Origin of the sequence: Streptomyces sp. NPDC014676, assembly GCF_043084105.1 — a bacterium.
Taxonomy (GTDB): domain Bacteria; phylum Actinomycetota; class Actinomycetes; order Streptomycetales; family Streptomycetaceae; genus Streptomyces.
The window spans coordinates 127864-151141 of the sequence record NZ_JBIBZI010000018.1 but is presented as its reverse complement, the minus strand read 5'-3'; the positions used below and the strand labels follow the sequence as shown (position 1 = coordinate 151141).

The following is a 23278-nucleotide window of genomic DNA, read 5'->3' as shown; positions in this document are numbered from 1 at the left end:
GTACTGCAGGGGGGACCCTGTGGGAGAGTAGGACGCCGCCGAACAAATATTGGAGAAAGCCCCCGTGCCATTCGGCACGGGGGCTTTCTGCGTTTAGGGTCAGGGATATGCGCTATGACCTGGTCCTCTTCGACAACGACGGCGTTCTCGTCGACAGTGAGCCGATCTCCAACCGGCTCCTGGCCGCCTATCTCACCGAGCTCGGCCACCCGACCTCGTACGAGGACTCCATCCGTGACTACATGGGCTCCGCCATGCACCGCGTGCACGATCTCGTCGAGGAACGGACCGGGCAGCGGTTGCCGGCGGACTTCGACGACGTGTTCCACGCCCGGGTCTTCGCCGCGTTCGAGCGGGAGTTGAAGCCGGTGGCCGGCGCCATGGACGTACTCGAGAAGCTGGCTGCCGACGGGGTGCCGTACTGCGTGGCCTCGTCCGGGAGCCATGAGCGGATCCGGGTGGGGCACCGCACGACGGGGCTCGACCGGTGGTTCGACGACGAGCGGATCTTCAGCTCGCAGGATGTGGGACGGGGGAAGCCGGCGCCGGATCTCTTCCTGTACGCGGCCGAGCGGATGGGTGTGGCGCCCGAACGGTGCGTGGTCGTCGAGGACAGTCCGCTGGGCGTCCGGGCGGCGGTCGCGGCCGGGATGGACGTGTACGGGTTCACCGCGATGACGCCCGCCGGGAAGCTCCCCGGGGTCACCGGACTCTTCGGGGACATGCGGGAGTTGGCCACACTGCTCGACGGGGACCCGAGCGGAAACTGAGCACAACTCATCTTTGACCGGATCTACCCACCGGTACCCCCGAGCCCTACGCTCGCCGCCATGACTGATGTGCTGCGGCGCGGCAGGGTCTCGCTGGCGTTCGGCTTCCTCGTGCAGGGCGTCGCCTTCGCTCTGCTCGTGACGCGGATCCCGGCCATTCAGGACCGGTACGGGGTCTCCGACGCGCTGCTGCCGGTCTTTCTCGCCGCCGTGCCGATCCTGGCCGGCGTCGGGAGTGTCACCACGGAGCGGCTGGTGAAGCGGGTGCCGCCGAGCCGGGTGCTGCGGTGGTCGCAGCCGGTGGTGCTGCTGGCGCTGCTGGGTGTCGGAGCGGGCGGGCACATGGCGGGGCTCGGCGTGGCGCTGGCCGCGTTCGGGCTGGCCGTGGGTGCGCTGGACGCTTCGATGAACATGCTCGGGGTGAGTCTGCAGCGGGCGTACGGGCGCAGCATCATGCTGAGCTTTCATGCCGCCTACAGCGCGGGCGGGATCGTCGGGGCGTCGCTCGCGTGGGCGGGGGCGCACGGGGACCTGGCGTTGTGGGTGTCGTATCTGCCGGTGGTGCTGGTGCTGCTGCCGGCCGCGCTGGTCGGCAGCCGGTGGTACGTCGACGGGGGTGAGGAGCAGGCGGTCCCGGAGAACACGAAGGGCGGGCGTACGACCGGCGGCCTCACGTGGTTGTTGCCGCTGTGCCTGGTGATGACGGTGGCGTACATCGGGGACTCGACGGTCTCCAACTGGAGCGCGAAGTACCTCCAGGACGTGCTGGGGAGTTCGGAGCAGCTCGCGACCGTTCCGTACAACGTCTACATGGTCACCACGCTGCTGGGGCGGGCGATCGGAGACGTCGGGGTGCGGCGGTTCGGGGCCGTGCCGGTGGTGCGGGCGGGGGCGCTGGTGGCGGCGGTGGGGTTCGCCGTGGTGGCCGGGGCGCCCGGTGCGTGGGTGGGGATGCTGGGGTTCACGCTGCTGGGGCTCGGGCTGTGTGTGCTGGTGCCGCAGACCTTCGCGGCGGCGGGACGGCAGGCTGTCGAGCGTGGTGGGCCCGGGGCCTCGGACGCGGCCGTCGCGCGGCTCAATGTCTTCAATTATGTGGGCTTCCTGATCGGTTCGCCGCTGGTCGGGGCGCTCGGCGACACCTGGAGCTACCGCGCGGCGATGCTGGTGCCGATGGTGTTGGTGCTGGTGACGCTCGTGTACGCCAGGTCGTTCGCCGCTGAACCGGACCGATACGGTGTCGGGCATGAGCGGGCGCGTACAGCTGATGTGGGACGAGGCAGTGACGGGCTATGACTTCGGCCGGGACCATCCGATGGACCCGGTCCGGCTGGCGCTGACCCGGAGTCTGGTCGGCGCCCTGGGGCTCGACCGTGAGGTGGAGGTGGTCGCCGCGAAGGCGGCCGGGGAGTCGACGCTGCGGCTCGTCCACCGGGAGGACTACATCGAGGCGGTGCGGGCCGCGTCGGCCGATCCGGCGGCGGCGGACCGGTCGTACGGGCTGGGGACGACGGACGATCCCGCGTTCGCCGGGATGCACGAGGTGTCGGCGCTGATCGCGGGGCAGTCCGTGGGCGCGGCGGAGGCGGTGTGGCGCGGGGACGCGCCGCACGCGGTGAACTTCGCGGGCGGGCTGCACCACGCCATGCCGGGCGCGGCCTCCGGATTCTGTGTGTACAACGACGCCGCGCTGGCGATCGCGCGGCTGCTGGAGCTGGGCGCGGAGCGGGTCGCGTACGTCGACGTCGACGTGCACCACGGGGACGGGGTGCAGGCGGCGTTCTGGGAGGACCCGCGGGTGCTGACGGTCTCGCTGCACGAGCATCCGCGGACGCTGTTCCCGCAGACCGGGTGGCCGGAGGAGACGGGGGCGGCCGGCGCGGAGGGCGGCGCGGTCAACGTGGCGCTGCCGGCCGGGACCGGGGACGCGGGGTGGCTGCGGGCGTTCCACTCCGTCGTGCCGGAGCTGATCGCGGACTTCCGGCCGCAGGTGCTGGTGACGCAGCACGGGGCCGACACGCACTTCGAGGATCCGCTGGCGCATCTGGCGGTGTCGCTGGACGCGCAGCGGGCGGTGCAGGTGGCGTGCCACGAGCTGGCGCACGCGTACGCGGACGGGCGGTGGGTGGCGCTGGGCGGTGGCGGTTACGCGGTGGTGGAGGTCGTGCCGCGGTCCTGGACCCACCTGGTGGGTATCGCGGCCGAGCGGCCGGTGGAGCCCACGACGATGATCCCCGAGGGCTGGCGGCAGGAGGTGTACGCCCGGACCCGGCAGCCGGCGCCCCGGCGGATGACGGACGGGCGGTGGCCGGTCTCCTGGGCCGCGTGGGACGAGGGGTACGACCCGGCGGACCGTCTGGACCAGGCGATCCTGGCGACGCGGCGCGCGGTGTTCCCGCTGCGGGGGCTGCTGGCCTGACGCCCGTACGGCCGTACGGGCGTTCCGTTACGCCGGCCGTGCGGTGTTCCGTGGTTCCGCACGCACCCCACCCGCGCATCCCGCACCATCGCTACCGTGCAGACCACCGCCGAGCTTCGTGCGCATCTCCTCGCCGCCCGGCTCGCCGGGGTCGTGGGCACCACGCGGGAGGAGAGCCTGCGGAGCTACCGGCTGTTCGCCGCCCGGGACCCGCGTCTGATGATCGGACTGGATCCCGAACGGGTATGGGGTGAGCGGGAATTGCTCGCCCTGATGGCGGACCGGTGCGGGGTTTCGGCCGATCCCGCACACACCTTCGGCCATGATGTGATCGACCCCGAGCGGACCCTGGCCGCCCTGGACGCCCTCGCCGAGCGGCTGGCGGTCGCTGCGGAGCGTGGCGGGCCGGTGCTGCTCGGCACCGGCCATCCGCACCGGCTGCTCGGTTTCTACGTCGCTCTGGCAGACGCGTTGTCGGCGGCGGGATGTGTCGTCCTCACCCCCGCGCAGGGTCGCTGTGTCGACATAACGACCCGGTTCGGTCTACGCACGCACAACCTCGACTACGTGCGAGGGGTCGGGCTCGTCCGGGGTGCGACCGCGCGGCGCCCCGGTTGTGAGCCGGGCGCACACACGCACTCCCCCCTCCCGGTTCGGACCGTTCTCGCCGCGGCGGCCGACGCCGGCGGGCCGCTTCCGGAGTTGGTGATCGGAGACCACGGCTGGGTCTGCGGGGCAGGTCAGCTGGGGTTCGAGGCCGTCGGGCCGGCCGATGTGAACGATCCCGCGCCGTTCGCCGGCGAGGCCGAGGGGACCGTGTCCCTCGTCGTTCCACTTGATGACGGTGTGCGGTCCGATCACTACCTGCCGCTGGCCCGCTACGTACTCAATCGAGCGTGTCTGTCACAGTAGGCCGCCGATGGGTGCACCTCTTCCCCACTCGCATCACCCGCCCCTACATTGGGGAGTGAGCACGCAACGACGAAGAGTCACCGGAAGGGGAAGCCGGTGGCCGTCGAGTGCGGAAGGTGCAGGTGTGTCATGGCTGCAGCTGGCGAGAGGCCTCTGAACGAGGTTCAGTTCCTTACCGTGGCGGAAGTCGCCTCGGTGATGCGAGTGTCGAAGATGACCGTGTACCGGCTGGTGCACAGTGGTCATCTGCCCGCGATCCGGGTGGGGCGGTCCTTCCGCGTCCCGGAGCAAGCGGTTCACGAGTACCTCCGCGAGAGCTACGTGGGGGTGGAAACCGCCTGACGGCGATCCGGGGAGGTCCGTACCGGGCACTCATGGGCCTCCCCGGTCACCTCGATTACGGTCTCAGCGCTCGGGCGGGTAGGCTAGCCCCTCGTAGGTCGTGTGGGCCCATGGCGCCCAAACACCGAGTGATGAGAAGTGAGCGAGGGTAGTCGTGGGCTCTGTTATCAAGAAGCGGCGCAAGCGGATGGCCAAGAAGAAGCACCGCAAGCTGCTCAAGCGCACGCGCGTCCAGCGTCGCAACAAGAAGTAAGCGACAGCGCGAGAGCGTGTCCAGTGGCCCCCCACCGCACTCCGGTGGGGGGCCACTGCCATTCGGGCTTCCGGCATTCGTACGTCCGGGGCTGTCGTCACTTCAAGCATCCGGTCGGCACCACAGAGCGACGGCGACCCGATAGGTTGGCCGTCGGGAGCAGGGCGAGAGGAAGGCGCTGATCTTGGGAAAGGTCGTGCTCGTGACCGGGGTGGCCCGTCAGCTGGGGGGCCGCTTCGTCCGGCGGATCCTGCGCGATCCGGAGGTGGACCGGGTCGTCGGCGTGGACGCGGTCCCGCCCGAGCACCACCTGGGCGGCGCCGACTTCGTCCAGGCGGACATCCGCCAGCCCACCGTGGCGCGGGTGCTGGCCGAGTCGGGCGCCGACACGGTCGTCCACCTCGACGTGACCGGCACGCCGCTCGGCAGCGGCGGCCGGACCGCGATGAAGGAGACCAACGTCATCGGCACCATGCAGCTCCTCGGTGCCTGCCAGAAGTCCCCGAACATCAAGCGGCTGGTCGTGAAGTCCAGTACGAACGTCTACGGTTCCGCGCCCCGCGATCCGGCGGTGTTCACCGAGTCGACCCCGCCCAAGTCGCTGCCCAGCGGTGGCTTCGCGAAGGACACGGTCGAGGTCGAGGGTTATGTGCGCGGCTTCGCGCGGCGCCGTCCGGACGTCGCCGTGTGCGTGCTGCGGTTCGCCAACATCCTGGGCCCGGCCGCGGACAGCCCGCTCGCCTCGTACTTCTCGCTGCCGGTGCTGCCGACCGTGTTCGGCTACGACCCGCGGCTGCAGTTCGTGCACGAGGACGACGTCATCGAGGTGCTGCGGATCGGCTCGCACGAACCGAGGCGCTCCACGCTCAACAGCGGGACCTTCAACATCGCCGGCGACGGTGTGCTGCTGCTCTCGCAGTGCGCGCGGCGGCTGGGCCGGCCGACCGTGCCGCTGCTGCTTCCCGCGGTCACCTGGGCGGGCTCGCTGGTGCGTACGCTGGGGATGACGGACTTCTCGCCCGAGCAGATCCGGCTGCTCACGCACGGGCGGGTGGTGGCGACGGACCAGATGCGGGAGACGCTGGGTTTCACCCCGAAGTACTCGACTGCCGAAACGTTTGCGGACTTCGTGCGCAGTCGCGGTCCCGGGCTGCTTCCGCCGGAGAGGCTCGCGAGGGCCGTCGACCGGATCGCCGCGCTGCCCCTGCCGGGCAGCGGTCACCCCCCGACGCAGAGCGCCAACTGAGGAGCGCAGCAACGATGGCGGACGCCAAGGTCATTCCGTTCGACGACGACCACCGCTCGCGTGGGGGTGCCGCACAGCGCCCGTCGCGCCGCCGGGGCGCGGGGAGCCGCCGCCAGGGCGGTGCGCGGCCCGCGGCGGTCGGGGAGGTCCAGCCACTGCCGGGTGTGGCGTCCGTGCAGGAGGATGATCCGGTGACCGGTGAGGACGAGCAGCCCCAGGAGCCGGCCGTGGAGGCCGCCGAGGCCGCTGCTGAGGCCGTGGAAGGTGTCGGCGACGGCGCCGGTGGCCTGGAGCGGCGGGTCGCGAGCGGGCTGGCGTTTCTGCGCCGCCGGCTCACCGGGGACTACGACGTCGACGACTTCGGCTACGACGAGGAGCTCACCGACCAGGTCCTGATGTCCCTGCTGCGGCCGGTGTACGAGAAGTACTTCCGGGTCGAGGTGAAGGGCATCGGGAACATCCCCTCGGAGGGTGGCGCGCTGATCGTCGCCAACCACTCGGGGACGGTGCCGGTGGACGCCCTGATGATGCAGGTCGCCGTCCACGACCACCATCCGGCCGGCCGTCATCTGCGGCTGCTCGCGGCGGACCTGGTGTTCATGCTGCCCGTGGTCAACGAACTCGCCCGCAAGCTCGGGCACACCCTGGCGTGCGCGGAGGACGCCGAGCAGCTTCTCGGGCAGGGGGAGCTGGTGGGGGTGATGCCGGAGGGGTTCAAGGGCATCGGGAAGCCGTTCGGCGAGCGGTACAAGTTGCAGCGGTTCGGGCGTGGGGGGTTCGTCTCGACGGCGCTGCGGCAGGGCGTCCCGATCGTCCCGTGCTCGATCGTCGGGGCGGAGGAGATCTACCCGATGATCGGCAACGCGAAGACGCTGGCGCGGGTGCTGGGCTTTCCGTACTTTCCGCTGACGCCGACGTTTCCGTGGCTGGGGCCGCTGGGGGCGATTCCGCTGCCGACGAAGTGGACGATTCAGTTCGGTGAGCCGATTCCGACGGACGGGTATCCGCTGGAGGCGGCGGATGATCCGATGCTGATGTTCAATCTGACCGATCAGGTCCGGGAGCAGATTCAGCACACGCTGTACAAGTTGCTGGTGCAGCGGCGGTCGGTGTTCTTCTGAAGGGGCCCCTTTTGACCTTGGGGTGCTGGGCGCGGGAGAGCTCGGCGCGGTGGGTTGTGCGGCGGGTGCGGGCCGGTTGTGGTTGTTCGCGCAGTTCCCCGCGTCCCTGATGTGCGCAGTTCCCCACGCCCCTGATGTGCGTGGTTCCCCGCGCCCTGGAGGGGCGCGGGGAAACCGCGTGTCCTGTCCCTACTCGGCGTCCTCGCTGTCGATGCCCAGGCCCGGGAGGAGGCCGGGGAGGAGGGGCGGGAGGGTGATGTCGGGGGCGGGGGGTGGGGTGATGCGGTCTTCCGCCGGTGGTGGGGTGGAGACGGCGTCGCTCTCCTTGGGCGGGTCGAGCAGGCCGCCGGTGTTGCCGCCGAGCAGGCCGTCGCTCTCGCGGCCGGTGTCGGCGGAACCGGAGGGGCCGGTGCTCCCGGCGCTGCCGGTGCCGCTCTCGCCGGAGGTGCCGTCGCCCGTGTCGGGGGACCGCGAGGAGTCCGTGCCGGACGACGGGGTGCCGGGCGCCGACTCGGAGCCGCGCCGCTCCGTGTCGTCGCCGTCCTCGTCGGCCGGGGGCTGGGGGAGCAGCGACCGCAGCGGGGCGACGTCTTCCTCTATGGCGTCGAGCACCGACGAGACCTGCTCACTCACGTCCCCCAGCTGCATGGGCAGCCGGTCGCGCAGGGTGCCCCAGCTCTGGCGGTGCGTCCGGGAGAAGGAGGAGAGCGCCTGCATGGGGCCCAGGGAGTCAGGGTCGCGCTCGTAGGCCTCGCGCAGCAGCCGGTGGCCCTCGGCGGCGTCGTGCCGCATGCCGGACAGGGCACGGCGGATCTCGCCGAGGGATTCGTGGTCGAGGGGGCCGCCGCGATCGCGCTCCATCAGCCGGCGGGCTTCGCCGAGGCGGGTGGAGGCGTGGTCGAGGTAGACCCGGCCACGCTCGTCGTTGCCGTCGGCCAGGCCGAGCTTGACGTCCTCGATGCCGCGCTTGACTCCGTAGAGGGAGTCACCGGGCAGGGCGTCGGAGCTGGCGACGGCGATTCCGCCGAGGGCGCCGGCGGCGACACCGACGGTGAGTCCGCCCGCGGTGAGCCCTTTGGCCAGCCGTGAGCGTGGTCGCAGTTTGCCCAGCGGGGTCGCCCGGTGGGCACCCCTGGCCCGGCGCGAGCGCGGTTCGGGTACGGCCTGATGTGTCGCCTCGCCCGCAGCGGTGCCTTCCTGGAGCATGGCCTCGAACGCGGCCACCAGCTGGGCCCGCTGGACGACCTTGACCTCGGGGTCCAGCTCCGGCTTGGGCAGCGCGCCGAGGCCGGAGGTCAGCGCGAGCAGCTTTGCCTGCTCGGTCTCCACGGCGGCGGCCGGGGCCGGTGCCGATCCTTCGGACTGCTCGGCCGCCGTGCCCCGGTCGGACTGCTCCTCCAGGGCCTGGGCGAAGGCGTTCGCCCGCCGGTGCGCCGATACGTTCGCGATCACTGGCGGCACCTCCTCTCGTCATCACGGTCGACTCCCCAGGGGGTCCTGAGGGTTCCCGCCCTGACCAGGGCCACACGATCGAGTGATCGAAGTCGGTCAGGGGGTGACCACAGGGAGCCTGTATCCCGCACAACGAGTGGCGCGGCACTTGGGTTACGGACCCGGGATGACCGAATGAGGAAGCCAACCGGGTTTCACGTACCGTGAGTTGGGTGTCGCGGAACGTGTTCCGGTCGGCGGGTGCGTCCGGTCAGCGGGCGTCGTCCGGGAGGAGCCGGGCGAGGGTGCGGACGGCCCGGTACTGGAGGGTCTTGATGGCACCCTCGTTCTTGCCCATCACGCGGGCGGTCTCGGCGACGGACAGACCTTGGAGGAATCGGAGCGTGACGCACTCCTGCTGTTGGGGGTTGAGTCGTCGTACGGCATCGAGGAGGGCGGCGTTGGACAGGGACTCGAGAACGGAATCCTCGGGGGAGCGCTCGACCTCGTTGGCGTCGAGCATCTCCCCGGTGGTGACCTCGAGGCGGAAGCGGCTGGACTTGAAGTGGTCGGCGACGAGGTTGCGGGCGATGGTCACCAGCCAGGCGCCGAAGTCGCGGCCCTGCCAGGTGAAGGTGCCGATGCGGCGCAGTGCGCGCAGAAAGGTCTCGCTGGTGAGGTCCTCGGCGGTCGCCTTGCCGCCGACGCGGTAGTAGATGAAGCGGTAGACGGTGTCGCTGTACTGGTCGTACAGCCGGCCGAAGGCCTCGGCCTCGCCGGCCTGGGCGCGCTCGACGAGGTCCATCATCCGGGCACTGTCGCTGTCGGCGGCGGGGCGGCGGGCGGCGGGGGTGCCGGTGGTCGTCCTGGCGGCGGCTCCCCGGGCCACGCCCCTGGCCGTGGCGGAGGGGGGCGTGGAGGGCGGTGTGGAGCGGCGCCCCCGTCCGGCGACCGCGGCGCTGCCGTCGGCGAGGGCGTAGCACGGGCCGGCGGCGGGGGCGGTGGCGAATGCGGGGACCGTGTGCGCGGTGGGGACGATGCCGCGCAGCAGGTCTCGGGCTGTCGCGACTGTCGCGCGCAGCGTAGCCAGGCCCGAGGCGTCAACCCCGACGTGTGGGTACACGGGACTCCCAGAGGCAGAGCTTCCATCACGTGCAGTGCGGGACCGTTCACCCGTGGTAGCTGGGTTGGGGTACCGGATTGCGTCTGAGGAGAATAACGCTTCGTGCAGGCTCTGCTACACCGAGTTGCTCAAATCATCGATTACGTCGTTTTTGTAACCGGTTGAGGGGTGTTTCGGTGCGGTGGGGCGATCGGTTGTTGACCGGAATGGTTCGCGTTTCGGGTGGGTGTGGGGCGGGTTGTGGCCGTGTGCAGCCAAGAGGACTGGGCAAGGGGGTTGCGGGGTAAGGCAGTTGGATTGGCCGGGTTCGGGGGTGGGGTGGCGGAAGTGGTCCCCGGTGGTCGGTTCGGTGGGGGGGATGGGGGTTGACCGGGAGCGAGGTGCTGCGGCGGGGTTGACGGGGCCGGTGCCGGGGGCGGCTCGGTGTTTACCGGGTGCCGTCGCTTCCGCCTGTGCGGTGGGGGTTTGCCGTGTGCCCGGTGTTGTGGCTGGGCGGGGGGTTGTCGCGCGGCCCGGCGTTCGCGGGGTGCCTCTCCCCCAGAGGGGGTGCCCCCAGCCCACCCGTGCCGCTGGGGGCACCTCCCAGGCCTTTAAGGCACTGGGGGAGGCACGACTGCCCGCGGGAACCGGGGCACGACTGCCCGTGGGGACGCGGCGCGACCGCCCGCGGTTACGGGGTGGGGTTGCCCCCGGTCTCGTGCGGGCTGTGGCCCGTGGTCAGCGGCGTTTGCGGTGGAGGGCGATGGCGGCCGCCGTGCCGCCGGCCACCGCGCCGACGCCCGCCGCCGCCGGGATGCCGACCTTGGCCGCCTTGCGGCCGGTGCGGTAGTCGCGCAGGCGCCAGTCCATGCGGCGGGCGTGTTTGCGGAGCTTGGAGTCCGGGTTGATCGCGTAGGGGTGACCGACCAGGGACAGCATCGGGATGTCGTTGTGCGAGTCGCTGTACGCCGCACAGCGGCTCAGGTCCAGCTCCTCCGCGAGCGCCAGCGCGCGGACCGCCTCCGCCTTCGCCGGGCCGTGCAGCGGTTCGCCCACCAGTTTGCCCGTGTACACGCCGTCGACCGACTCCGCCACCGTGCCGAGCGCGCCCGTCAGCCCCAGCCGGCGCGCGATCACCGTGGCGATCTCCACCGGTGCCGCCGTCACCAGCCACACCCGCTGCCCCGCGTCCAGGTGCGCCTGTGCCAGCGCCCGGGTGCCCGGCCAGATCCGCTCGGCCATGTACTCGTCGTAGATCTCCTCGCCGATGGACTGCAGCTCGGAGACGCGGTGGCCCTGGACGATGGAGAGTGCCGAGTCGCGGGCCTCCTGCATGTGCTCGGGGTCCTCGACCCCGGCCAGCCGGAACCACGCCTGCTGCCAGGCGAACCGGGCGAGGTCGCGCGTCTCGAAGAACTTCCGCTTGTACAGCCCCCGCCCGAAGTGGAACAGGGCGGCGCCCTGCATCACCGTGTTGTCCAGGTCGAAGAACGCGGCGGCCCGTTCGTCCCCGACGACCGGGAACTCCGGTTCGCGTTCGGAAACTTCCTGGGTGGACTTGCGCGCTGCCTCCGCCGAGGCCTCGCCTGCCAGCACGCTGCGTGCCGTGGCGGAGCGCCTGCGGGGAGTGAGCCATCCGAGAGCGGCCATGGCGTGAGCATAGCCAGTCGGAGCGGATGTTCCGGAGCCGAGAGGTTCGGGCGTCGTGAACTCTCCGGAGCCGGGGCGTGAAGGCGCGCGGGACAATGGCCCGTATGAGTCCACTCTTCCGCCGCAACACCCCGGACGCCCCGCAGGACCGGCTCGTCACCCTCGTGCGCAAGCCCGGCTGCCATCTGTGCGACGACGCGCAGGTGGTGGTGGAGAAGGTGTGCGCAGAGCTCGGCGTCCCGTGGGAGCACAAGGACATCACCGAGGACCGGGAGCTGTACGACCGGTACTGGGAGCAGATCCCCGTCGTCCTCGTCGACGGCGAGCAGCACACCTTCTGGCGTGTGGACGAGGGCCGTCTCCGCAGGGCCCTCACCGACTGACCGGCCAGTCCAAACTGGCCGGAAAGTCGCTTAGGATCGATGGCGACTTGGTCTCGGGGGCGGGATTCACAGAGGAGAGTGTGCGGTTTTGCCCCCAGAAGAAAAGGAACGGTGGCGCTCGCGCGCCGGTTCCTCGCGAGTGCGCCGGGGGCGCGTGACCCCGGTCACGTTGGCCGGGCAAATCGGACACAATCTTTGTGCACGCGTTCACAAAGACATAGCCTGCATTCGACGGGGCGGTCCGGGGACGTATGACCTGACGTATGACCGCCTGAAGCCCCGCTCTACCCGCAGGAGCACCGTGGCAACTGGCCGAACTCACCGACCGGCGACCCGTAGCCGAGGGATTCCCGAGGCCACCGTCGCCCGCCTTCCGCTGTACCTCCGCGCCCTCACCGCGCTCTCCGAGCGCTCGGTGCCCACGGTCTCCTCGGAGGAGCTGGCGGCCGCCGCGGGGGTCAACTCCGCGAAGCTGCGCAAGGACTTCTCCTACCTGGGCTCGTACGGGACCAGGGGCGTCGGCTACGACGTCGAGTATCTCGTGTACCAGATCTCCCGTGAACTCGGCCTCACCCAGGACTGGCCGGTCGTGATCGTCGGGATCGGCAACCTCGGCGCCGCCCTCGCCAACTACGGCGGGTTCGCCTCCCGTGGTTTCCGGGTCGCCGCGCTGATCGACGCCGACCCCGCGATGGCCGGGAAGCCCGTCGCCGGCATCCCGGTGCAGCACACCGACGAGCTCGAGTCGATCATCACGGACAACGGCGTGTCGATCGGCGTGATCGCGACCCCCGCCGGCGCCGCCCAGCAGGTCTGCGACCGTCTCGTGGCCGCCGGTGTCACCTCCATCCTGAACTTCGCGCCGACCGTGCTGACCGTCCCGGACGGTGTCGACGTGCGCAAGGTGGACCTCTCCATCGAGCTGCAGATCCTCGCCTTCCACGAGCAGCGCAAGGCGGGCGAGGAGGCCACGGCCGAGCGTGCCGCCGCGGCCCCGGCCGCCGCCCGCAAGCAGACCGCCGCCGACCAGGGGCCCGACGGGGACGTACCCGCCGTGATGCCGGCATGAGTCTCCTCGTCGTCGGACTGAGCCACCGCAGCGCGCCGGTCAGCGTGCTGGAGCGGGCCTCGCTGAGCGAGGACGCGCGGATCAAGCTGCTGCAGGACACGGTCGCCGCCGAGCCGGCCACCGAGGCCGCGGTCCTCGCCACCTGCAACCGCATCGAGCTCTACGCCGACGTGGACAAGTTCCACGCCGGTGTCGCCGAGCTGTCCACGCTGCTCGCCCAGCACAGCGGGGTCGGCCTGGAGGAGCTCACTCCTTATCTCTATGTGCACTACGAGGACCGGGCCGTCCACCACCTGTTCTCGGTGGCCTGCGGGCTCGACTCGATGGTCGTGGGCGAGGGCCAGATCCTCGGCCAGATCAAGGACGCGCTCGCCCGCGCACAGGACCTGCACACCGCCGGACGGCTGCTGAACGACCTGTTCCAGCAGGCGCTGCGGGTCGGCAAGCGGGCCCACTCCGAGACCGGTATCGACCGCGCCGGGCAGTCCCTGGTCACCTTCGGCCTGGAGCAGCTCGCCGTCGGCGCGCCCGTCGAGACGTGGGCGCGGGACAAGAAGGCCCTGGTCATCGGCGCCGGTTCGATGTCCTCGCTGGCCGCGGCCACGCTCGCGCGGGCCGGTGTCGCCGAGATAGTGATCGCCAACCGCACGCCCGAGCGCGCCGAGCGCCTGGCGGAGATCCTCACGCAGGGCGACGACACGGACGTGCTGGCCCGCGCGGTCCCGATGGGATCGGTGCCGTTCGAGCTGACACGTGCCGACGTCGTCGTCTCCTGCACCGGCGCGACGGGCCTGGTCCTCACGGCCGACGCGGTCGCCGCGGGCGTCGAGAGCCGGGTCGGCGAGCAGCCGGCCGCCGAGACCGTCCCGGCCGAGGAGGCGCCGCTCCCGCCCACCTCCGTGGGCACGGAGGAGAACTGCCCGCTGGACCTGTCCGCCGTACGGCCCGGCTTCTCCGTGATGGGCGAGGCCGCCGTCGCCGGAATGGACGCGGCGACGCTGGAGCAGCACGCCGCGTGGGCCGCGGGCACGACCGTCGACCGCCGGCACAACGAGCGGACCGGCCGCGGCGGTCCGGAGGCCGACGCCGAGCTGATCGGCGCGCTCGCCGCGACCGCGTCCACCGTCGGCCGGATCCCCGAGCGGCGCCGCCCGGAGCCGGTGGCCGAGCCGCCGCGCCCCGCGCCCGTGCTGTTCCTGCTGGACCTGGCGATGCCGCGCGACATCGACGCGGCCGCGCACCGCCTGGGCGGCGTGCGCCTCGTCGACATCGAATCGCTCGCGGAAGCCTCCGCGGACGCCCCGATGGCTGCCGATGTGGACCAGGTGCGGCGTATCGTCTCCGACGAGGTCGCCGCGTTCGGGGCGGCACAGCGGGCGGCGCACATCACGCCGACCGTCGTCGCCCTGCGCACCATGGCGGCCGATGTGGTGGCCGGCGAGATCGCCCGACTGGAGGGGCGGCTTCCCGGCCTGGACGACAAGCACCGCGCGGAGATCACCCAGACCGTGCGGCGGGTGGTCGACAAGCTGCTCCACGCGCCGACGGTACGGGTCAAGCAGCTCGCGGCCGAGCCCGGCGGCGCCGGGTACGCGGACGCGCTGCGCACCCTGTTCGACCTCGACCCCGAGACGGTGGCCTCCGTCTCCCGAGCCGAGGAAAGCACCGAGAAGAACGCAAGGAACCGAGGGCCGGCATGACTGAGAAGGCACTGAGGCTGGGGACGCGGCGCAGCAAGCTCGCCATGGCCCAGTCCGGGCAGGTGGCGGAAGCCGTGAGCCAGGTGACCGGACGGCCCGTCGAGCTCGTCGAGATCACCACGTACGGTGACGTCTCGCGCGAGCACCTCGCGCAGATCGGCGGCACGGGCGTGTTCGTGGCCGCGCTGCGCGAGGCACTGGCGCGGGGCGAGGTGGACTTCGCGGTGCACTCGCTGAAGGACCTGCCGACCACGCAGCCCGACGAACTGGTCGTGGCGGCCATCCCGGTGCGCGAGGACCCGCGCGACGTGATGATCACACGCGACGCGCTGAAGCTCACCGACCTGCCGCGCGGCGCCCGCGTCGGCACGGGTTCGCCGCGCCGCATGGCGCAGCTGAACGCGTACGCGCGCAGCCACGGCATGGACATCGAGACGGTCCCGATCCGGGGCAACGTCGACACCCGCATCGGGTACGTCCACAAGGGCGAACTGGATGCCGTGGTGCTGGCCGCCGCCGGGATGAACCGGATCGGGCGCAGTGACGAGGTGACCGACTTCCTGTCGGTCGACACGGTGCTGCCCGCTCCCGGCCAGGGGGCACTGGCGGTCGAATGCGCCGCGGACGACGCGGAGCTGATCGCCGCGCTCGCCGGACTCGACGACCCGCTCACGCGGGCCGCCGTGACGGCCGAGCGTTCCCTGCTCGCCGCTCTGGAGGCCGGCTGCAGCGCACCCGTGGGGGCGCTGGCCGATCTCCTGAGCGACGGGCAGTCTGTCAAGGAAATGCGCCTGCGCGGCGTCGTCGGCACGACCGACGGCTCGACGCTGGTGCAGCTGTCCACCACCGGTCCCGTGCCCGAGACGCACGAAGCGGCGATGGCACTCGGTCGCGAACTCGCCACCGAGATGCTCACGCAGGGCGCGGCCGGTCTGATGGGGGAGCGAGCGCAGTGAGCCCCACCACCCTTCCCGCCCCTCCGGAACACGGGCACGTCACCTTCCTCGGTGCCGGACCCGGGGATCCGGGACTGCTGACCCTGCGCGCCGTGGAGGCGCTGGCGAACGCGGACGTCCTCGTCGCCGAGCACGAGGTGCTCGACGTCGTACGCACGCACGCGAGGCAGGGCGTCGCCGAGGTGCACACGGATGCCGACACGTCGGTTCCGGGCACGGGCACGCCCCAGCTGACGGTCGTTGACGGCGCGTCAACAACCGCTGGTGTTCCCGCGGTGCGGGATGCCGCACATCTTGTCATGGAGGCCGCGCGAGGCGGCAGGCGGGTCGTACGTGCGGTGTCCGGTGACCCCGGGCTCGACGCGTACGCCGCCGAGGAGATGCTGGCGTGCGCCTCGGCCGGGGTGCCGTTCGAGGTCGTGCCCGGTGTCGCGGCGGCGGTCGGCGTCCCCGCGTACGCCGGTGTGCCGCTGCGTGACGCGCAGGGCGCGGACGTCCGTTTCGTGGACGCGCGCACAGCCTCGGACCGCTGCTGGACGGAGGTCGGCGCGTCGGACGGCACGGTGGTCGTCTCCACCACGCTGGACTCCGTGGCCGCCGCGGCGGGCGAACTGGTGTCCGCAGGACGCAAGCCCGACACCCCGCTGACGGTGACCGTCGCCGGTACGACGACCCGGCAGCGCACCTGGACGGCGACGCTCGGCACGATCGCGCAGACGCTGAAGCAGGCGAAGGTGCTGCCGTCCCCGGACGGCGGCCGGCCGGTGATAGCCGTGGTCGGTGAGCGCAGCGCCCCCGCCCGGCGCGACCAGCTGTCGTGGTTCGAGTCCAAGCCGCTGTTCGGCTGGAAGGTGCTCGTGCCGCGGACGAAGGAGCAGGCGGCGTCGCTCTCCGACCAGCTTCGGTCCTACGGGGCCGTGCCGCACGAGGTCCCGACGATCGCGGTGGAGCCCCCGCGCACCCCGCAGCAGATGGAGCGGGCGGTCAAGGGCCTGGTGACGGGCCGCTACGAGTGGATCGCGTTCACGTCGGTCAACGCGGTGAAGGCGGTCCGGGAGAAGTTCGAGGAGTACGGCCTCGACGCCCGTGCCTTCGCCGGGATCAAGGTCGCCGCGGTGGGCGAGCAGACGGCCAACGCGCTGATCGCCTTCGGCGTGAAGCCGGACCTGGTGCCGAGCGGCGAGCAGTCCGCGGCCGGCCTCCTGGAGGACTGGCCTCCCTACGACCCGGTCTTCGACCCGATCGACCGCGTCTTCCTGCCGCGCGCCGACATCGCCACGGAGACGCTGGTCGCCGGTCTCATCGACCTGGGCTGGGAGGTCGACGACGTGACCGCCTACCGCACGGTCCGCGCGTCGCCGCCCCCGGCGGAGACCCGTGAGGCGATCAAGGGCGGCGGCTTCGACGCGGTCCTGTTCACGTCGTCCTCGACGGTCCGGAACCTGGTCGGCATCGCGGGCAAGCCGCACAACGTGACGGTGATCGCCTGCATCGGCCCGGCGACGGCGAAGACGGCGGAGGAACACGGTCTGCGGGTGGACGTGATGGCCCCCGAGCCGTCGGTCCACAAGCTGGCGGAGGCCCTGGCCGACTTCGGTATGCGCCGGCGGATGGCGGCGCTGGAGGCCGGCGATCCGGTGACGCGGCCGAGCGAGCGGCGGCCGGGGGCGCGGAGGCGGCGGTCGACGACCTGATCCCGGCGAGCAGTGGGGCGGGCACAGCGTACGTACGCTGTGCCCGCCCCGTTCGCGTCAGTTGCCTGAGGCGTACGGGAGGAAGGTCGCCCAGGTGGTGGGGGTGAGGGTGAGGTGGGGGCCGTCCGGGATCTTGGAGTCGCGGACGAGGATGTGGGCGGAGGCGGTGGCTACCTCGACGCAGTCAGGGCCCTCGTCCGTGCTGTAGCTGCTCTTCGTCCACGCAGGGTCGGGGTTGGCTCCGGCGTAGGGCTTGAGGGTCATGTCTCTCCAAGCACTGTCTCGATGAGGGCCAGCGACTCTCGTGGGCTGAGAGCCTGCGCCCGGATGGTCCCATAACGCATGTCGAGGAGTTGCACTTCCTTCGGGTCAGCGATCACACGGCTGATGTGCTGCACCTCAACGTGCCCGACCGTGGTGCCGTCCTTGAGCCTGAGCAGTCTGAACGACCCGGCAAGACCCGAGTTTTCCTCATGGCTGAGTGGGAGTACCTGAAGATCGATATTGGGGAACTTGGCTACCTCCAACAGCCGTTCGAGTTGCCCACGCATAACCACCCTGCCCCCAATGGGCCGACGGAGTGTCGACTCGCACTGGACAAAACTGAAGAGGGGGCGAGCCGTCGTATCACTGACGATCTCCTGTCGTGCCACGCGGGCCGTCAGTCGCTGTTCGAGCTCATCCGCCGTGAAAGGCGGCCGACGAGCGCTGAATACCGCCCGCGCGTACTCCGTGGTCTGCAACAACCCGTGAATGACGGAGTTGTTGTAGGCCCCCAGCTCGACGGCCTCCTCCTCCAGCTTCTTCAAGCCCCGCACCTTCTTCGGGTACCGGACCTCCGCCACGTCCTTCTTCATCGCGGCGATCTTCCCGCCCGCGCCCAGGACCTCGTCCGCCGCGTCCAAGTACTCCGGCCGGGGAATCCGTCGTCCCCGCTCCACGCAGGAGACCAGCTCCTCCCCGTACTTGATCGCCGCCCCGAACTCCGCCTGGGTGAGGCCGGCCGCCTCCCGCCACAGCTTCAACTGCCGTGTGACCGTACGCATCACGGCCCCGGCCTCTTCGTCGTCCAGCCCCGCTTCCCACCCGCTCATGCTCGCCGCCTCCCGTCGCGCGCCCTTCCCCGGACCAACTCCGACCGCCCGCGCCCGGTCACTCCGGGCGGCCCGGACGGAACCCGAACCCCTCACGGACAACCGCCGGTCGCACGGGCCACCCGTCTTCACAAGGTACGCACACGTGAACACTCTGAGTGATGTGAATCAGGAAATCACTGCACCACGCACCCCGCTCCATCAGTTCACCGTGCCGTTCTCCGCCACCCGTCGGGGTGCCCGTCTCGCCCGACTGCTGACCGCCGAGCAACTGTGCTCCTGGGGGCTGCCACTGGACCCGGCCCGGCTGATCGTCGCCGAACTGGCCACGAACGCCGTCGTGCACGGCCGTGTCCCCGGCCGGGGCTTCCGGCTCACCCTCACCGTCACCGTGGACGGGGTGCTGCGCATCGAGGTGACCGACCCCAGGGGCGAGAGCGCGCCCGTGGCCCGTGACGCTCCGCCGGAGCCCGCCGAGTCGGGCTACGGGCTGCTGCTGGTCGAGGAGTCGGCCGACCGCTGGGGTGTGCTGCCGGGGCCGTTCCCGTGCAAGACCGTGTGGGCCGAGCTGGAGCTCGGTCGCTTCCGGTGACCTCGGCGGCAGAGGGCGTCGATGTCCTCGGCGAAGGCCGGGAACTCGGCGCGGGCCTCGGCGAGGATGTCGCGGGCTGTTCGCCCGGTCAGACAGGAAGCCGTGCTTCGACGATGATCGTGCCCAGCGCCTGGCCGGTGGGCGCGGGAAGGCACCGTGCCCGGACGTCATGGAAGCCGTGCTCGCGTGCCAAGGCGGCCCATGTCTCGGGGGGATGGCACCAGCGGTCCACGGTCATCTCCCTGCCCTCCGGGCCCTTCCCGTACATGGGGCCACGGCCGTCGAGGTGCCGGGGGGTCTCGCCGTGCGAGAAGGCGAACACTCCGCCCGGTGACAATCGTTCGGCCACCAGCGGGAAGAGCTCTTCGGGGTCGGTGAACCACACCGCTCCCCAGATCGAGTAGACCGCGTCGTACGTCCGGTCGCACGCACGGAGGAAGGAACATGCCTCCCCCTCCTCGATCGTCAGGCCGGGAACGTCCTTCCACCACCTGCGCGCCCGCTCGACCTGAACGGGGGACAGGTCCAGGGCCGTGACGCGTACTCCCCGGCGTGCCAGCCACGACGCCTCCCGGCACTCGGCCGCACCCAGTTCCAGCGCGGTGTGCGGCCGGCCGAGCAGTTCGGCTCCCGGGCCATGGCCTTGGTACTGCGTCCACTCGAAAGCCGGCACGTCGGGAGGTGGCGACGGTCCGTCCCGGTCCGGTTTGTAGCGGTCCCAGAAGAGGGCGGGGTCGTGTGACGTGCGGGGCATGGGCGTCCTTGAAGGGAGTGGGCACGGTGCTGGAGCACCGTAGCCGTGGCCCACCCGCGACACGCCATCGTCAAAGAGCTGCACCGCTCACATCCTCGGGTCAGCGGCGTTCGCGAGCTGGCTCGTACGATCCTCGTCGACGACCCCCGAGCCGGGGCCAGGTAGTACGGGATGCGGCAGGGCGCGGGCCGGAGCTGCGGGCGGTAAAAGACCTAAGAACCAAGGGTAAAAACCAACCAACCCAACCAAACCTCGCGTAGGTCACCCGAGCGGGTGAAACGCGTCGAACTGGCTGGCGCGGTGGTGGTTCGGGCGGGCAGTCTCGGCACAGGAGCGGCCGGAGCAACTCGGCGCTCCCCCAAGCCCGTACATGCGTCGGCCCCCGCCGGGACTAGCACTCCCGAGGCGAGGGCCTGACCAACGAGGAAGAAGAGAGCTTCCCCATGGCTGAGAAGAAGCCTAGCCCTGCCCCGCTCCCGATTCAGGGTGTTCGACGATCCGCCACACCCTCCGGTGTCACACACGTACGCACGTACCAGTCCGGTCAGTACGTGGTGGTGGGCAACCACCTCGCCCAGCACCGTGAGTTGTCGCTGACCGCGATCGGGCTGGCGACCCACATCCTGTCGGTGCCCGAGGGCACACTGGTCGACATCCGCAGTCTCGCCGAGCGTTTCCCCGAGGGGCGGGACCGGATCGCGTTCGCGTTGCGGGAGCTGGAGGCGCACGGCTACCTGGAGCGGGTGCGCGAGCACACGGAGGCGGGCCGTCTGGTGACGCGTACGTACGCCCACCACACGCCGCTCGCCGCGCGAGCGGTCGCGTCGCCCGTTCCCGCTGGGGCGGTCGGGCGTGCGGGGACGGGTCGTGCCCGCACTCGGGACTCGGTCGAGGGTGCGGGCGGCCGGGAGGATCCCGGGGAGGGGGATCAAGTCCCCGGTGAGCCGGTTGCCCCGGCTGCTCAGACTGCTCCGGCTGTTCCGGTTGTCCCGGACGCGCCGGTGGAGGCCCTTGAGGCGTCCGTATCCGCCCCCGCCCCCGTGGGCCCGTCGTGCGAGCCCGTTCGCTCCGGTCGGCGGTACGAGGAGGCGGTCACCCTCCTCGCCGGTCTGCGCCGTACCGACGAGCGCCTCACCCTGTCCCTGCGGGACGTGAACAGACTCGCCCCGAGTGTCGTCGACTGGCTCGAACGAGGTGCCGCCCCCGCCGCCGTCCACCGCACCCTGACCGCCGACCTGCCCGTCCCCATGAAGTACCCGGCGGGCGTGATCGCCTACCGGCTCCGCGAGCTGCTGCCCCCGCCGCTTCCCGCGGCCCCGGCGTCTCCACCGGCCACGGCCGGTGCCCACCGCCCGCCCCCCTTCCAGGACTGCGACGGCTGCAACCGGGTGTTCCGCGCCCCGGAACCCGGCCGCTGCCGCGACTGCCGGTACGGACCGACGACGACAACGAGCGGTGTGGCGAGCGCGGCCTGAGCCCGGTGCCGGCACGGGTCAGCCGCCCTGGCCCGCGCTGCCGATCGGGCCGACCTGGACCGGGGTGCCGGAGCCGTCCGTGACGGGCAGCGAGGCGGCGCCCGGCCAGTCGAGGGTGACCGACTTCGTCTCGTCCGGCGGGGTCACCACCAGCCCCGTGATGCGGACGCCGGAGCCGCCCGAGTCGTTGACCGGGTAGCTGACGGCGAAGGCCACCGACTCGCCGTCCTTGAGGGTGACCGAGGGGGCCTGTTCGCCGGTGCGCTCCGCGGGCAGCGATCCCGCGTTGGTCTTCAGGTCGACACCCGCGTAACCCGAGATCGCGCAGTCCCGGCCGCCGCCGTTGGTGAACTCCACTGCGACCATGCCCTCCGGGTCGCCCTCGACGGTGTGGTCCGTCGCCGTGACCTCCAGCTCGTCGGTGCGGCACTTGCCGGTCGTGCCGCCCTTGTCGGAGCCGGTTCCGGCGACCGTGCCCTTCCCCTCGTCCGTGTTCTTCCCGGTGGAGTCCTTCGAGGCGCCCTGGGCCGAGCCGCCCGAGCTCGAACCGTCGTTCGAGGAAGACGGGGTGGACGCGGCGGACGAGTTGCTCTGGTCCGTGGCGGCGTCGTCGTTCTGGCAGGCGGTGAGCGAGAGACCCGCGACGACGGCCAGGGCTGCGATGGTGATCTTGTTGATGCGCATGGTGTCTTCCTCGGTATCGGTCGATGTGCCGGCCCGTCGGTCCGAGCGAGCGTTTCTGAACACCAAGAGACACCGGTTCGGTTCGTCGTTTCGCCCAATCGTCCGCTAATACACCGCTGTTACAGAAGGAAGCGGGTGCAGCGCACACCACCACCGGGCGCGCCCCCGACCGGGACGGATCCGTGACCCGGTGGTCCTTGACCGCGGCCGGTGACGTGCCCTTCCCGGCCTCCTCGCCGGCGCCCGGGGCAGCCTCTTCCCGGCGACACGGCTGAGGTCCCTAGGGGATGAGCGCGGTCTCCCGTTCGGCGACCGTGCGGAAGTCGCGGGGTGGGCGGCCGGTGAGGTGGTGGACGGTGTTCGTGGTGCGGGACTCGGCGCCGGTGGCTATGGCGTGGTCCATGTCGGCGAGGAGGGCGGCGAACTCCGGTGGGATGCCGGCCTGTTCGGTGAGGCGGTGGCGGACCTCGGTGACGGTCAGGCGGTGGTGGGTGACGGGGTGGCCGGTGACCTCGGTGAGGATCGTGGCGATGTCGTCGTGGGTGAGGGCCTCGGGGCCGGTCAGGACGAGGTCGCGGTTCGGGGCGTCGTCGTCGGTCAGGGCGCGTACCGCGACGGCGGCGATGTCGTCGGCGTCGACGTAGGCGACGCGGCCGTCACCCGTGGCGGTGGCGAAGGCACCGGTCTCGCGGATCGTGGTGGCGTGGAGGTGGGTGCCGGTGAAGTTCTGCATGAACCAGGAGGGGCGCAGTACCGCCCACTCGTCGAAGAGGGACGGGAGGGCCTGGTGCACCCTGCCCACCGCCGGGCCGCCCTCGGGGACGGCCGAGGAGCTGAGGAGGACCGCCCGGCGCGCGCCCAGGGTCCGGGCCCGTTCGAGGAAGGGGAGCATGACCGCCGCCGGGTCCGGGTCGCCGACCGGCGGGACGAGGTAGACACGGTCGGTGCCGGCGAGGGCGGCGTCGTGGGTGGCGGGGTCGTACCAGTCGAAGCGGACCGGTTCCGCACCGGGGAGCGGGGTGCCCCGGCGGGAGGCGGCGCGGACGCGGTGGCCGGCGGCGAGGAGCCGGGCGGCGGTGCGGCTTCCGGTGGTGCCGGTGGCGCCGACGACGAGGACGGTGCCGGTGGGGGTCATCGGGTGCTCCCGGTGAAGTCGACGCCGGGCTCCTGCACGGCGAGCGGGTTCCAGTAGTCGCGGTAGGCGGTGATCAGGCCGTCCCGGAAGGTGACGACGGCGATGTACGTCATGTCGTAGGCCGCGCCGGTGGCGACCACGCGGCCCTCCGCGCGCATCTCGACCACGAGGGTGCCGGGGTCGTCGGTCCGGTGGATGCGCAGGTCGGGGATCTCTTGGAGGTCGATGTGATCGGGGTAGTCGCGCATGTACGCGGCGACCGCCGCCTTGCCCTCCAGTCGGCGGGGCCAGCCCTCGGGGGCGAAGGGGAACTCCATGACGCCGTCCTCGGCCCACAGGTCGACCCACGCGGGGACGTCCTTGTCGAGCAGCAGGCGCAGGCCTTGACGGTAGATCGCTTCCGGGGAGGCGTCGGGGGTGAGCGTGGGCATGGGTGTCTCCGTCCCGTAGAATACGGACCGTCGGTCCGCTTTCGTCTCCACGAACAATACGGACCGGC

General features: G+C 71.5%; 24 protein-coding genes. 15 read left to right on the top strand and 9 right to left on the bottom strand.

Features of this window, described 5'->3' with window-relative positions; translation table 11 throughout:
- Positions 1-107 precede the first annotated feature (107 nt).
- The 8 genes from ACF1DX_RS34735 to ACF1DX_RS34700 all read left to right on the top strand — a co-directional run bounded on the left by ACF1DX_RS34735 (position 108) and on the right by ACF1DX_RS34700 (position 7060).
- The gene (locus ACF1DX_RS34735; RefSeq protein WP_391795145.1) at positions 108-770 is read left to right on the top strand and encodes an HAD family hydrolase; all 663 of its coding nucleotides are present in this window, start codon (positions 108-110) and stop codon (positions 768-770) included.
- Positions 771-830: 60 nt separating this feature from the next.
- A complete protein-coding gene (locus ACF1DX_RS34730) occupies positions 831-2063 on the top strand; it encodes an MFS transporter (protein ID WP_391795144.1) in 1233 nt (410 codons plus the stop codon).
- The gene (locus tag ACF1DX_RS34725) at positions 2014-3186 is read left to right on the top strand and encodes an acetoin utilization protein AcuC (RefSeq protein WP_391795143.1); all 1173 of its coding nucleotides are present in this window, start codon (positions 2014-2016) and stop codon (positions 3184-3186) included. Before ACF1DX_RS34730 ends, ACF1DX_RS34725 begins: the two co-directional genes overlap by 50 nt.
- Positions 3187-3282: 96 nt before the next feature.
- Positions 3283-4098 (top strand): phosphatase, encoded by an 816-nt coding sequence (locus tag ACF1DX_RS34720; protein WP_391795142.1) that lies wholly within the window; start codon positions 3283-3285, stop codon positions 4096-4098.
- Between the two features lie 129 nt (positions 4099-4227).
- Positions 4228-4440 (top strand): helix-turn-helix domain-containing protein, encoded by a 213-nt coding sequence (locus tag ACF1DX_RS34715; RefSeq protein ID WP_004984898.1) that lies wholly within the window; start codon positions 4228-4230, stop codon positions 4438-4440.
- 154 nt (positions 4441-4594) lie between these two features.
- Positions 4595-4693, top strand: coding sequence for a 30S ribosomal protein bS22 (locus ACF1DX_RS34710; protein ID WP_003948845.1), 99 nt, complete (start codon positions 4595-4597; stop codon positions 4691-4693).
- Between the two features lie 184 nt (positions 4694-4877).
- Entirely contained in the window at positions 4878-5939 is a 1062-nt protein-coding gene (locus tag ACF1DX_RS34705) for an NAD-dependent epimerase/dehydratase family protein (protein WP_391795141.1), read from the top strand.
- A gap of 14 nt (positions 5940-5953) precedes the next feature.
- Positions 5954-7060, top strand: a complete 1107-nt coding sequence (locus tag ACF1DX_RS34700; RefSeq protein WP_391795140.1) for a lysophospholipid acyltransferase family protein — start codon at positions 5954-5956, stop codon at positions 7058-7060.
- A 189-nt stretch (positions 7061-7249) separates the two neighbouring features.
- Here ACF1DX_RS34700 and ACF1DX_RS34695 read toward each other — a convergent pair whose 3' ends face one another.
- The 3 genes from ACF1DX_RS34695 to ACF1DX_RS34685 all read right to left on the bottom strand — a co-directional run bounded on the left by ACF1DX_RS34695 (position 7250) and on the right by ACF1DX_RS34685 (position 11243).
- Positions 7250-8512, bottom strand: coding sequence for a DUF5667 domain-containing protein (locus ACF1DX_RS34695; RefSeq protein WP_391795139.1), 1263 nt, complete (start codon positions 8510-8512; stop codon positions 7250-7252).
- A 250-nt stretch (positions 8513-8762) separates the two neighbouring features.
- Positions 8763-9614 (bottom strand): ECF subfamily RNA polymerase sigma factor, BldN family, encoded by an 852-nt coding sequence (locus tag ACF1DX_RS34690; RefSeq protein ID WP_391795138.1) that lies wholly within the window; start codon positions 9612-9614, stop codon positions 8763-8765.
- 717 nt (positions 9615-10331) lie between these two features.
- Complete coding sequence (locus tag ACF1DX_RS34685) at positions 10332-11243, bottom strand: HAD family phosphatase (protein WP_030870785.1); 912 nt, start codon at positions 11241-11243, stop codon at positions 10332-10334.
- 104 nt (positions 11244-11347) lie between these two features.
- Here ACF1DX_RS34685 and ACF1DX_RS34680 point away from each other — a divergent pair, with 104 nt between their 5' ends.
- The 5 genes from ACF1DX_RS34680 to ACF1DX_RS34660 all read left to right on the top strand — a co-directional run bounded on the left by ACF1DX_RS34680 (position 11348) and on the right by ACF1DX_RS34660 (position 17045).
- Entirely contained in the window at positions 11348-11626 is a 279-nt protein-coding gene (locus ACF1DX_RS34680) for a glutaredoxin family protein (protein ID WP_391795137.1), read from the top strand.
- Positions 11627-11927: 301 nt separating this feature from the next.
- Positions 11928-12695 carry a redox-sensing transcriptional repressor Rex gene (locus ACF1DX_RS34675; protein WP_391795136.1) on the top strand — a complete coding sequence of 256 codons (768 nt, stop codon included), beginning with the start codon at positions 11928-11930 and terminating at the stop codon, positions 12693-12695.
- Positions 12692-14395: a glutamyl-tRNA reductase gene (locus tag ACF1DX_RS34670; protein ID WP_391795135.1), complete on the top strand. Its 1704-nt coding sequence runs from the start codon at positions 12692-12694 to the stop codon at positions 14393-14395. The genes ACF1DX_RS34675 and ACF1DX_RS34670 overlap by 4 nt, the downstream gene beginning before the upstream one ends.
- Positions 14392-15351, top strand: coding sequence for a hydroxymethylbilane synthase (gene hemC, locus ACF1DX_RS34665; protein ID WP_391795134.1), 960 nt, complete (start codon positions 14392-14394; stop codon positions 15349-15351). Before ACF1DX_RS34670 ends, hemC begins: the two co-directional genes overlap by 4 nt.
- Positions 15348-17045: a uroporphyrinogen-III synthase gene (locus tag ACF1DX_RS34660; protein WP_391795133.1), complete on the top strand. Its 1698-nt coding sequence runs from the start codon at positions 15348-15350 to the stop codon at positions 17043-17045. The genes hemC and ACF1DX_RS34660 overlap by 4 nt, the downstream gene beginning before the upstream one ends.
- A gap of 57 nt (positions 17046-17102) precedes the next feature.
- Here the strand turns inward: ACF1DX_RS34660 and ACF1DX_RS34655 are convergent, their stop codons facing one another.
- Both ACF1DX_RS34655 and ACF1DX_RS34650 read right to left on the bottom strand, forming a co-directional pair.
- Positions 17103-17309 (bottom strand): DUF397 domain-containing protein, encoded by a 207-nt coding sequence (locus ACF1DX_RS34655; protein WP_391795132.1) that lies wholly within the window; start codon positions 17307-17309, stop codon positions 17103-17105.
- Positions 17306-18139, bottom strand: coding sequence for a helix-turn-helix domain-containing protein (locus tag ACF1DX_RS34650; protein WP_391795131.1), 834 nt, complete (start codon positions 18137-18139; stop codon positions 17306-17308). Before ACF1DX_RS34650 ends, ACF1DX_RS34655 begins: the two co-directional genes overlap by 4 nt.
- Before the next feature lie 163 nt (positions 18140-18302).
- Here ACF1DX_RS34650 and ACF1DX_RS34645 point away from each other — a divergent pair, with 163 nt between their 5' ends.
- Entirely contained in the window at positions 18303-18731 is a 429-nt protein-coding gene (locus ACF1DX_RS34645) for an ATP-binding protein (protein WP_391795130.1), read from the top strand.
- Positions 18732-18819: 88 nt separating this feature from the next.
- Here ACF1DX_RS34645 and ACF1DX_RS34640 read toward each other — a convergent pair whose 3' ends face one another.
- A complete protein-coding gene (locus tag ACF1DX_RS34640; protein WP_391795129.1) occupies positions 18820-19485 on the bottom strand; it encodes a class I SAM-dependent methyltransferase in 666 nt (221 codons plus the stop codon).
- 551 nt (positions 19486-20036) lie between these two features.
- On the opposite strand from ACF1DX_RS34640, the gene ACF1DX_RS34635 reads away from it, so the two are divergent.
- Positions 20037-20960 carry a helix-turn-helix domain-containing protein gene (locus ACF1DX_RS34635; protein ID WP_391795128.1) on the top strand — a complete coding sequence of 308 codons (924 nt, stop codon included), beginning with the start codon at positions 20037-20039 and terminating at the stop codon, positions 20958-20960.
- An 18-nt stretch (positions 20961-20978) separates the two neighbouring features.
- On the opposite strand, the gene ACF1DX_RS34630 is transcribed toward ACF1DX_RS34635, so the two are convergent.
- The 3 genes from ACF1DX_RS34630 to ACF1DX_RS34620 all read right to left on the bottom strand — a co-directional run bounded on the left by ACF1DX_RS34630 (position 20979) and on the right by ACF1DX_RS34620 (position 23210).
- Entirely contained in the window at positions 20979-21644 is a 666-nt protein-coding gene (locus ACF1DX_RS34630; RefSeq protein ID WP_391795127.1) for a DUF4232 domain-containing protein, read from the bottom strand.
- A 280-nt stretch (positions 21645-21924) separates the two neighbouring features.
- On the bottom strand, positions 21925-22779 hold the full coding sequence (locus ACF1DX_RS34625; protein WP_391795126.1) for an NAD(P)H-binding protein: 855 nt from the start codon (positions 22777-22779) through the stop codon (positions 21925-21927).
- Positions 22776-23210, bottom strand: a complete 435-nt coding sequence (locus ACF1DX_RS34620) for a nuclear transport factor 2 family protein (RefSeq protein WP_391795125.1) — start codon at positions 23208-23210, stop codon at positions 22776-22778. Before ACF1DX_RS34620 ends, ACF1DX_RS34625 begins: the two co-directional genes overlap by 4 nt.
- Positions 23211-23278 lie beyond the last annotated feature (68 nt).

What these genes read in the sequence shown, in the direction of transcription:
- ACF1DX_RS34670 (WP_391795135.1), top strand. Translation starts at nt 12,692, where the DNA reads ATGAGTCTCCTCGTCGTCGGACTGAGCCACCGCAGCGCGCCGGTCAGC.
- ACF1DX_RS34630 (WP_391795127.1), bottom strand. Translation starts at nt 21,644, where the DNA reads ATGCGCATCAACAAGATCACCATCGCAGCCCTGGCCGTCGTCGCGGGT.
- ACF1DX_RS34715 (WP_004984898.1), top strand. Translation starts at nt 4,228, where the DNA reads ATGGCTGCAGCTGGCGAGAGGCCTCTGAACGAGGTTCAGTTCCTTACC.
- ACF1DX_RS34735 (WP_391795145.1), top strand. Translation starts at nt 108, where the DNA reads ATGCGCTATGACCTGGTCCTCTTCGACAACGACGGCGTTCTCGTCGAC.
- hemC (WP_391795134.1), top strand. Translation starts at nt 14,392, where the DNA reads ATGACTGAGAAGGCACTGAGGCTGGGGACGCGGCGCAGCAAGCTCGCC.
- ACF1DX_RS34685 (WP_030870785.1), bottom strand. Translation starts at nt 11,243, where the DNA reads ATGGCCGCTCTCGGATGGCTCACTCCCCGCAGGCGCTCCGCCACGGCA.
- ACF1DX_RS34625 (WP_391795126.1), bottom strand. Translation starts at nt 22,779, where the DNA reads ATGACCCCCACCGGCACCGTCCTCGTCGTCGGCGCCACCGGCACCACC.
- ACF1DX_RS34650 (WP_391795131.1), bottom strand. Translation starts at nt 18,139, where the DNA reads ATGAGCGGGTGGGAAGCGGGGCTGGACGACGAAGAGGCCGGGGCCGTG.
- ACF1DX_RS34725 (WP_391795143.1), top strand. Translation starts at nt 2,014, where the DNA reads ATGAGCGGGCGCGTACAGCTGATGTGGGACGAGGCAGTGACGGGCTAT.
- ACF1DX_RS34730 (WP_391795144.1), top strand. Translation starts at nt 831, where the DNA reads ATGACTGATGTGCTGCGGCGCGGCAGGGTCTCGCTGGCGTTCGGCTTC.
- ACF1DX_RS34620 (WP_391795125.1), bottom strand. Translation starts at nt 23,210, where the DNA reads ATGCCCACGCTCACCCCCGACGCCTCCCCGGAAGCGATCTACCGTCAA.
- ACF1DX_RS34640 (WP_391795129.1), bottom strand. Translation starts at nt 19,485, where the DNA reads ATGCCCCGCACGTCACACGACCCCGCCCTCTTCTGGGACCGCTACAAA.
- ACF1DX_RS34655 (WP_391795132.1), bottom strand. Translation starts at nt 17,309, where the DNA reads ATGACCCTCAAGCCCTACGCCGGAGCCAACCCCGACCCTGCGTGGACG.
- ACF1DX_RS34680 (WP_391795137.1), top strand. Translation starts at nt 11,348, where the DNA reads ATGAGTCCACTCTTCCGCCGCAACACCCCGGACGCCCCGCAGGACCGG.
- ACF1DX_RS34700 (WP_391795140.1), top strand. Translation starts at nt 5,954, where the DNA reads ATGGCGGACGCCAAGGTCATTCCGTTCGACGACGACCACCGCTCGCGT.